Origin of the sequence: Acinetobacter sp. YH01003 (genome assembly GCF_013420525.1) — a bacterium.
GTDB classification, from domain to species: Bacteria; Pseudomonadota; Gammaproteobacteria; order Pseudomonadales; family Moraxellaceae; genus Acinetobacter; species Acinetobacter towneri.
The window spans coordinates 696138-702495 of the sequence record NZ_VOXY01000001.1 but is presented as its reverse complement, the minus strand read 5'-3'; the positions used below and the strand labels follow the sequence as shown (position 1 = coordinate 702495).

General features: G+C 39.9%; 7 protein-coding genes, 1 other RNA gene and 2 pseudogenes. 6 read left to right on the top strand and 4 right to left on the bottom strand.

Features of this window, described 5'->3' with window-relative positions:
- Positions 1 to 117 (top strand): annotated as a pseudogene (locus tag FTT70_RS03365) (transposase); the annotation flags it as partial.
- 7 nt (positions 118 to 124) lie between these two features.
- On the opposite strand, the gene FTT70_RS03360 reads toward FTT70_RS03365, so the two are convergent.
- Positions 125 to 307, bottom strand: coding sequence for a hypothetical protein (locus FTT70_RS03360; RefSeq protein WP_257229349.1), 183 nt, complete (start codon positions 305 to 307; stop codon positions 125 to 127).
- Positions 308 to 592: 285 nt separating this feature from the next.
- Between FTT70_RS03360 and FTT70_RS03355 the strand changes: the two genes are divergently transcribed.
- From FTT70_RS03355 to FTT70_RS03340, 4 genes are all read left to right on the top strand, one after another.
- Positions 593 to 1267 (top strand): HAD-IA family hydrolase, encoded by a 675-nt coding sequence (locus FTT70_RS03355; RefSeq protein ID WP_096901429.1) that lies wholly within the window; start codon positions 593 to 595, stop codon positions 1265 to 1267.
- Positions 1260 to 1700: an RNA-binding S4 domain-containing protein gene (locus FTT70_RS03350; protein ID WP_131261462.1), complete on the top strand. Its 441-nt coding sequence runs from the start codon at positions 1260 to 1262 to the stop codon at positions 1698 to 1700. Before FTT70_RS03355 ends, FTT70_RS03350 begins: the two co-directional genes overlap by 8 nt.
- 144 nt (positions 1701 to 1844) lie before the next feature.
- Entirely contained in the window at positions 1845 to 2891 is a 1047-nt protein-coding gene (recA, locus tag FTT70_RS03345; protein ID WP_004976691.1) for a recombinase RecA, read from the top strand.
- Between the two features lie 80 nt (positions 2892 to 2971).
- Positions 2972 to 3661, top strand: coding sequence for a regulatory protein RecX (locus tag FTT70_RS03340; protein ID WP_167845975.1), 690 nt, complete (start codon positions 2972 to 2974; stop codon positions 3659 to 3661).
- Between the two features lie 66 nt (positions 3662 to 3727).
- Here the strand turns inward: FTT70_RS03340 and ffs are convergent.
- Positions 3728 to 3824, bottom strand: an RNA gene (gene ffs, locus FTT70_RS03335) — signal recognition particle sRNA small type.
- Positions 3825 to 4165: 341 nt separating this feature from the next.
- Between ffs and FTT70_RS03330 the strand changes: the two are divergent.
- Positions 4166 to 5012 (top strand): annotated as a pseudogene (locus FTT70_RS03330) (YbgF trimerization domain-containing protein).
- Positions 5013 to 5082: 70 nt separating this feature from the next.
- Here the strand turns inward: FTT70_RS03330 and lpxA are convergent.
- Together lpxA and fabZ are read right to left on the bottom strand one after the other, a co-directional pair.
- The gene (gene lpxA, locus FTT70_RS03325; protein WP_004976696.1) at positions 5083 to 5871 is read right to left on the bottom strand and encodes an acyl-ACP--UDP-N-acetylglucosamine O-acyltransferase; all 789 of its coding nucleotides are present in this window, start codon (positions 5869 to 5871) and stop codon (positions 5083 to 5085) included.
- Positions 5868 to 6356, bottom strand: a complete 489-nt coding sequence (gene fabZ, locus FTT70_RS03320; protein WP_004976697.1) for a 3-hydroxyacyl-ACP dehydratase FabZ — start codon at positions 6354 to 6356, stop codon at positions 5868 to 5870. The genes lpxA and fabZ overlap by 4 nt, the downstream gene beginning before the upstream one ends.
- Positions 6357 to 6358 lie beyond the last annotated feature (2 nt).

Sequence of the window (6358 nt, the reverse complement as noted above, 5' to 3'; positions counted from 1 at the left end):
TGGAAGCAGATGAAATATTATTGGCGAGATTTTCAAGTCATGACAGCTGATAAAATAGAGCAATGGGTGGAGAGAGTATCAAACCAATTCGGAAAAGAATACATGTTTACTTTTTAATGACAGCTTAACTACGTTTATCTGGGTTTAATGCCGACTCTGAAACATGATGGGCGAATTTTTCATCGCCCATTAAATGCGCAAATAATTTATAGCCGATACGCATTTTCTTAATTTTTTTCTTCTTTTTCTCAAACTCATCGAGTTGTTTATCTAAGTGTTTTAAATCTAAATACTGTTGTTCAGCCATTACTAGCTCCCTAATTTAAAAAATTTACCATTCAATTTCTATGCTTGTACAGACAAACAAATACAGAAATATGTCAAAAAAATTGTTTTTGTGAACGCTACAGTTACTTTTTACAACTGCCCCATCTCACCTAATTTATATGCAACGCATGTACAGTGCTTATTTATTTAGCCTAGCACAATTTGGCGAATAATCAGACAGCATTTTGAGTTATGCCTCAAGCATGTTTAAATGAGCCAGTTTTATTTGCCTTTTGGCAATTGCTTTATGGTTTAGGATGTCTAAATGCACAAAAATATCATCATGTTTGACATGGACGGAACGCTGTTAGATCTCGCTTATGATGATTTTATTTGGAATGAACAACTGCCTATTCGCTATGCAGAATTACACGCCTGTTCTTTAGAGCGCAGCAAAGAAATTTTATACGATTTTTATCAAGCGCATAGCCACACCTTAGAGTGGTATTCCTCACGTTTTTGGACGGCTAAAGTGGGTGTAGATATGCTTGCGATGCAACTTGAATATAAAGATCAAGTCACGTTGCGTCCACAAGCTATCGAGTTACTGGAATATTTAAAAAATAATGGCTATCACATTTGGCTCACCACCAATGCCGATTGTGCAGGTTTAGACTTTAAATTAGCACATACAGGTTTAGCAAAGTATTTTGAAGTGATTGTTAGTTCTGAAAGTATTGGTTATGCCAAAGAGCGCGTTGAATTTTGGCAAACATTGCAACAACAACATGCATTTAATCCTGAAGATTGCTATTTTATAGATGACACCGAAAAGGTGCTTAATGGTGCTAAAGCCTTTGGGATTGGACACTTATATAGTATTGCCCAGCCATCCTCAGCAAAACCTACGCGTCAGACTTGTAATTACCCTATGTTGCACCAATTAACAGATTTAATTCCTGTCTTAGAACAATTTGAGGACACTCAAAAATATGCCTAAAACTTCGTCCCACGAAGCCATTGAAACGATCCGAATTGATAAATGGCTATGGGCTGCACGTTTTTTCAAGACCCGCTCTATTGCAAAAGCTTCCATTGAAGGCGGCAAAGTACATCACAATGGCGAGCGTGTTAAAGTTTCCAAAGAAATTCGTGTAGGAACTGAGCTGACCATTCAACAAGGTTTTGATAAGAAAACCGTATTGGTCAAGGCATTATCTGGCGTGCGTGGCCCTGCGCCCATCGCTCAGCAACTTTATGAAGAAACTGAAGTGAGTATTGCACGCAGGGAATTGATTGCGACCCAAAGAAAGTTGCATAATCTAGCACGACCTGATCATCGACCAAGTAAAAAAGACCGTCGTGACATCAGCAAATTTAAACAAGAGAATGATCAGCAATTTGACCAATTTTGGTCATATAATGATGATTAAATAGAGCGTCACAGGCTGTCGTACAGCCCGTGATATAAATAGAACTACAGGACAAATTCTGTCACTATATTGCATGTGGAAAAGATTTAAGTAAATGCATCCACTTGAGTATATTGTTTCGTGACATCGTATTGAGGTTGTAAGATGGATGAGAATAAAAGCAAGGCGTTAAACGCTGCGTTAAGCCAGATTGAAAAGCAATTTGGTAAGAACACAGTCATGCGTCTTGGTGACAACACTGTGCAAGCGGTAGAAGCCGTATCTACAGGCTCATTGACCCTAGATATTGCATTGGGTATTGGTGGCTTACCTAAAGGTCGTATCATTGAAATTTACGGCCCTGAATCATCAGGTAAAACGACTATGACCTTGCAAGCCATTGCAGAATGTCAAAAAGCTGGTGGAACTTGTGCCTTTATTGATGCCGAACACGCGCTTGATCCTCAATATGCACGTAAACTTGGTGTAGATATTGACAATCTTTTAGTATCGCAACCAGACAACGGTGAACAAGCCCTTGAAATTGCCGATATGTTGGTACGTTCTGGTGCAATTGACATGATTGTAGTCGACTCCGTGGCTGCCTTAACCCCTCGCGCCGAGATTGAGGGTGAAATGGGTGATTCACACATGGGCTTACAAGCGCGCTTAATGAGCCAAGCCTTGCGTAAAATCACAGGTAATGCCAAACGTTCGAACTGTATGGTGATCTTCATTAACCAAATTCGTATGAAAATTGGTGTAATGTTTGGTAGCCCAGAAACCACAACTGGCGGTAACGCATTGAAGTTCTATGCTTCTGTTCGTTTAGATATTCGCCGTGTAGGTCAGGTGAAAGAAGGCGACGAGATTATTGGTTCTGAAACCAAAGTCAAAGTTGTGAAAAACAAAATGGCGCCTCCATTTAAAGAAGCATTGTTCCAGATTCTTTACGGTAAAGGCGTTAACCATTTGGGCGAGCTGGTCGATTTGGCTGTTCAACAAAATATCGTGCAAAAAGCAGGTGCTTGGTATTCTTATCAAGGCGATAAAATTGGTCAAGGTAAAAACAACACCATTCGCCACCTTGAAGAACATCCAGAGCTTGCTAAAGGCATCGAAGCGATTATTCGTGAACAACTGCTCACGACAGGTCAAGCAGCACCTGTAGAAGATAAAGACGAAGAAGAATTCGACTTACTTGATGTTTAAGCATACGCTAATATGAACACAACAAACTGAATTAAATAGAACGCTCTACGGAGCGTTTTATTGTATATGGAAGCATTACCATGCCTGAAGACAAATTCCCCAAACTGATTGATTACGCTGCGCTAAAACAACAATTTGGCGAAGATGAGCAATCATGTAGCCGAACTGAGCAGATATATTCCGAAACAACGTCTGCCCTGCATTTTGCCTCAAATTCTGCGCCTAACATTAATAAACAATACCCTGCTCATACGGAAGCCATTGATGATCAAGAACACAATCACAATGAAGACCAAGACGAACAGCAAAACAAACGCCCAGGACTAACAGGTTCTCGTCTACGCAGCTACGCCTTTGCTGTCTTAACGCGTAAAGAATATTCTAAAAATGACTTAATTGAAAAACTGGCTTTATATGCAGAAAACCGTGATGAAGTGATTGAGTTAGTCAATGAATTGGCACGTGAAAATTATCAGAGTGATCAACGCCTAGCAGAAATGTTACTGGCTAGCCAAAAGCGGCAAGGTAAAGGGCCAAATCGTATTAAAATGGCTCTTAAAAACAAAAAAGTGGATAGCAGTTTAATTTCAGAAGAACTTAAAGAAACTGATTGGACAGAACAAGCCTATCAACTGAAAGTGAAAAAATTCGGCACAGAAGTCGCAAACGAGCCAAAACTTAAAGCCAAACAAATTCGTTTTTTACAGTATCGGGGCTTTGATATGGATGCGATTATGAAAGCAATTCGTAGGAAAGAGCAGGATTTTTAAAATAGTGGATATAAGATCAAAATAAGTAGAAGATAAATAGAATTATTATTTCAAAACTGGTGGCAACCCTACCAGCAAGCCTTCGGCACATCATAGTTCCACTACCGCTGCTACCTTCCGGTCCTGACGGGGTTCGTAGAGTACAATTGCGAAGTAACCAGCAGGGCTACCATTGCAAAAACAGAGTATAGAGATTTTTAACAAACTTGCAAGCGTTGTTCTGTATTTCCTTTTATAATGCTATCCAATTGATTATTTTAAAAACAATTGAAGACATTTATAGAATAACGTCATTTAAAATTTAGTCTAACTAACCCATCATAAAATTATTTCGAGATTTAAATCCTAGATTTACCCATATTGCGCTGAGATTGATGATAAGTTTGTAAAAGCTTATTGCAATTCCACGCGTGGACGTTTTAAATGTGGAAAATGACCAAATCAACAGGTTGAGTCCAATATGCTTACAAGGACTCACCTACACAAGATTAAGATGGATGTTCAATTATGCTAAAAAAGCATGCACTTTGTGCTCTTGCCCTACTGTGCTCAACGCCTATATTTGCCAATATTCCAATTGAAAGCCACAATCTCAGCCAAAGCAGTGCTAGGTATGCCAATAGCCCTGCGATTGCAACGAGTAATATGGCAACTGCCAATGTACCCACCAATATCAATTGGCAGTTGATGCAAAAAAACCAGCAACTTGAAAATGACATCCGCCAGTTACGCGGCAAAATTGAAGAACAAGACAATGAAATTGCGCAGCTCAAACATGAATTGCAAAATCGCTATACCGATTTAGATCAACGTCTAGAACTGCTCCAGCAAAAAATAGACCCTGAATCTACTCCTACCGCTGAGGAGGATAACCAAAAGGATACTGCACCCAGTCACCAGCAACAACCAGTTAAATAGCAATGCCCCGCAATCTGCGCAAAATACAACGCATGTTAGCCCAACAGCTCAAGGTTTAAATACCAATATTGAGCTAGAAAAAGCAGCCTATACTGTTGCATTGGATGCCTATAAACAAGGTGGTGCTAAAAAAGCCATTGCACCCATGCAAAACTTTATTAAAAACCACCCAAACAGTGTGTATATCAGCAATGCTTATTTTTGGTTAGCTGAGTTTAATTTAGCGATTGAACCGACCAATTACAGCGAAGCCAAAAAGAATTTTGAAATTGTGGCAACCAAGTACCCTCAATCTGCAAAAGCATCAAGTGCCCTATATCGTTTATATAGTATTGCGCAAGATGTAGATCACAAACCTGCTTTGGCAGCGCAATACAAAAGTAAAATTCTGAGCCAATACCCAAAGTCTGAAGAAGCAAGATTCTTTAAATAAGCCAATAAAAAAGACATCCGAGGATGTCTTTTAATATTCTGAAGCTTGCCGCATTCGACAAACTCAAAGCTTAACGCACAATACCACGTTCAGATTGCTCTAAAGAATCAATTAAACGCTGCGCTTCTGCCACATTTGGCAAAATATCAATGCGAATTTGCTGAATGGCTTGCTCAGTGGTTAATCCAGATTTGTAAATGAGTTTAAAGGCTTCACGAAGACCTTGAATCACATCCTTCGACCAGCCTTTACGACGCATTCCTTCCACATTCATTGCAAATGCATGTGCAGGATTACCAGAAACCATGACATACGCAGGCACATCTTTAAGAATGAGCGATGCACCACCAATCATGCTATAAGAGTCAATTTTACAGAATTGGTGAATACCAGAATTTCCACCGACAACCACATAATCCCCAACATGCACATGACCTGCCACACCCACGTTATTGGCAAAAATATTGTGATCACCCACCATACAGTCATGTGCGATATGCGTATTGACCATAAGTAAGTTGTGACTACCAATTTTGGTCAGGCTATTGTCTTGCACCGTACCACGATGCAAACTGCAGTGTTCACGAATTTTGTTGTGATCACCAATTTCTAGCCAAGTTTCCTCACCTGCATATTTTAAGTCCTGACAGACCTCACCTACGCTGGCGAACTGGAAAATTTCATTGTGCTGACCAATACGGGTGTAACCACCAATCACCACATGCGAATGAAGTTTTGTACCCTCACCAATCGTTACATTTGGGCCAATAATACAGTATGGACCAATCGTGACATCTGAAGCGATTACTGCAGATGAGTCAATAATAGCGGTTGGGTGAATGAGTGGGTTATTGCTCATGCTTGCTCTGTTTTCTGATGCGAAACCATAATTTCCGCGGTTGCTGCGACGACGCCATCAACGGTGGCGATACAATTATATTTGTAAATGCCTCGTTTTTGCATAACTAATTCAGATTTTAATACAAGTTGATCGCCTGCAACGACTTGTTTTTTAAATCGAACTTTTTCTGCGCCTGCAAAAAGGAACAAAGAACCTGCGCTCGGTTTCTCATTATTCATGATAAAACCTAAAATACCCGACACTTGTGCCATCGCTTCAACGATTAAAACACCCGGCATGATCGGATAATTCGGGAAGTGTCCTTGCAAGAATTCTTCATTGATAGATACGTTTTTATAACCCACGATACCGTTATCAGTGACTTCTACAATGCGGTCTACCAATAAAAACGGATAGCGATGGGGTAAATATTCACGAATGGTTTGAATGTGCATTGGCAATTCAGGTTTAGTGAAGGTGCTAGAATTCGACTCAGTCATCATAA

Coding starts and splice junctions, on each gene's coding strand:
- FTT70_RS03360 (WP_257229349.1), bottom strand. CDS start 307: ATGGCTGAACAACAGTATTTAGATTTAAAACACTTAGATAAACAACTC.
- FTT70_RS03355 (WP_096901429.1), top strand. CDS start 593: ATGCACAAAAATATCATCATGTTTGACATGGACGGAACGCTGTTAGAT.
- FTT70_RS03350 (WP_131261462.1), top strand. CDS start 1,260: ATGCCTAAAACTTCGTCCCACGAAGCCATTGAAACGATCCGAATTGAT.
- recA (WP_004976691.1), top strand. CDS start 1,845: ATGGATGAGAATAAAAGCAAGGCGTTAAACGCTGCGTTAAGCCAGATT.
- FTT70_RS03340 (WP_167845975.1), top strand. CDS start 2,972: ATGCCTGAAGACAAATTCCCCAAACTGATTGATTACGCTGCGCTAAAA.
- lpxA (WP_004976696.1), bottom strand. CDS start 5,871: ATGAGCAATAACCCACTCATTCACCCAACCGCTATTATTGACTCATCT.
- fabZ (WP_004976697.1), bottom strand. CDS start 6,356: ATGATGACTGAGTCGAATTCTAGCACCTTCACTAAACCTGAATTGCCA.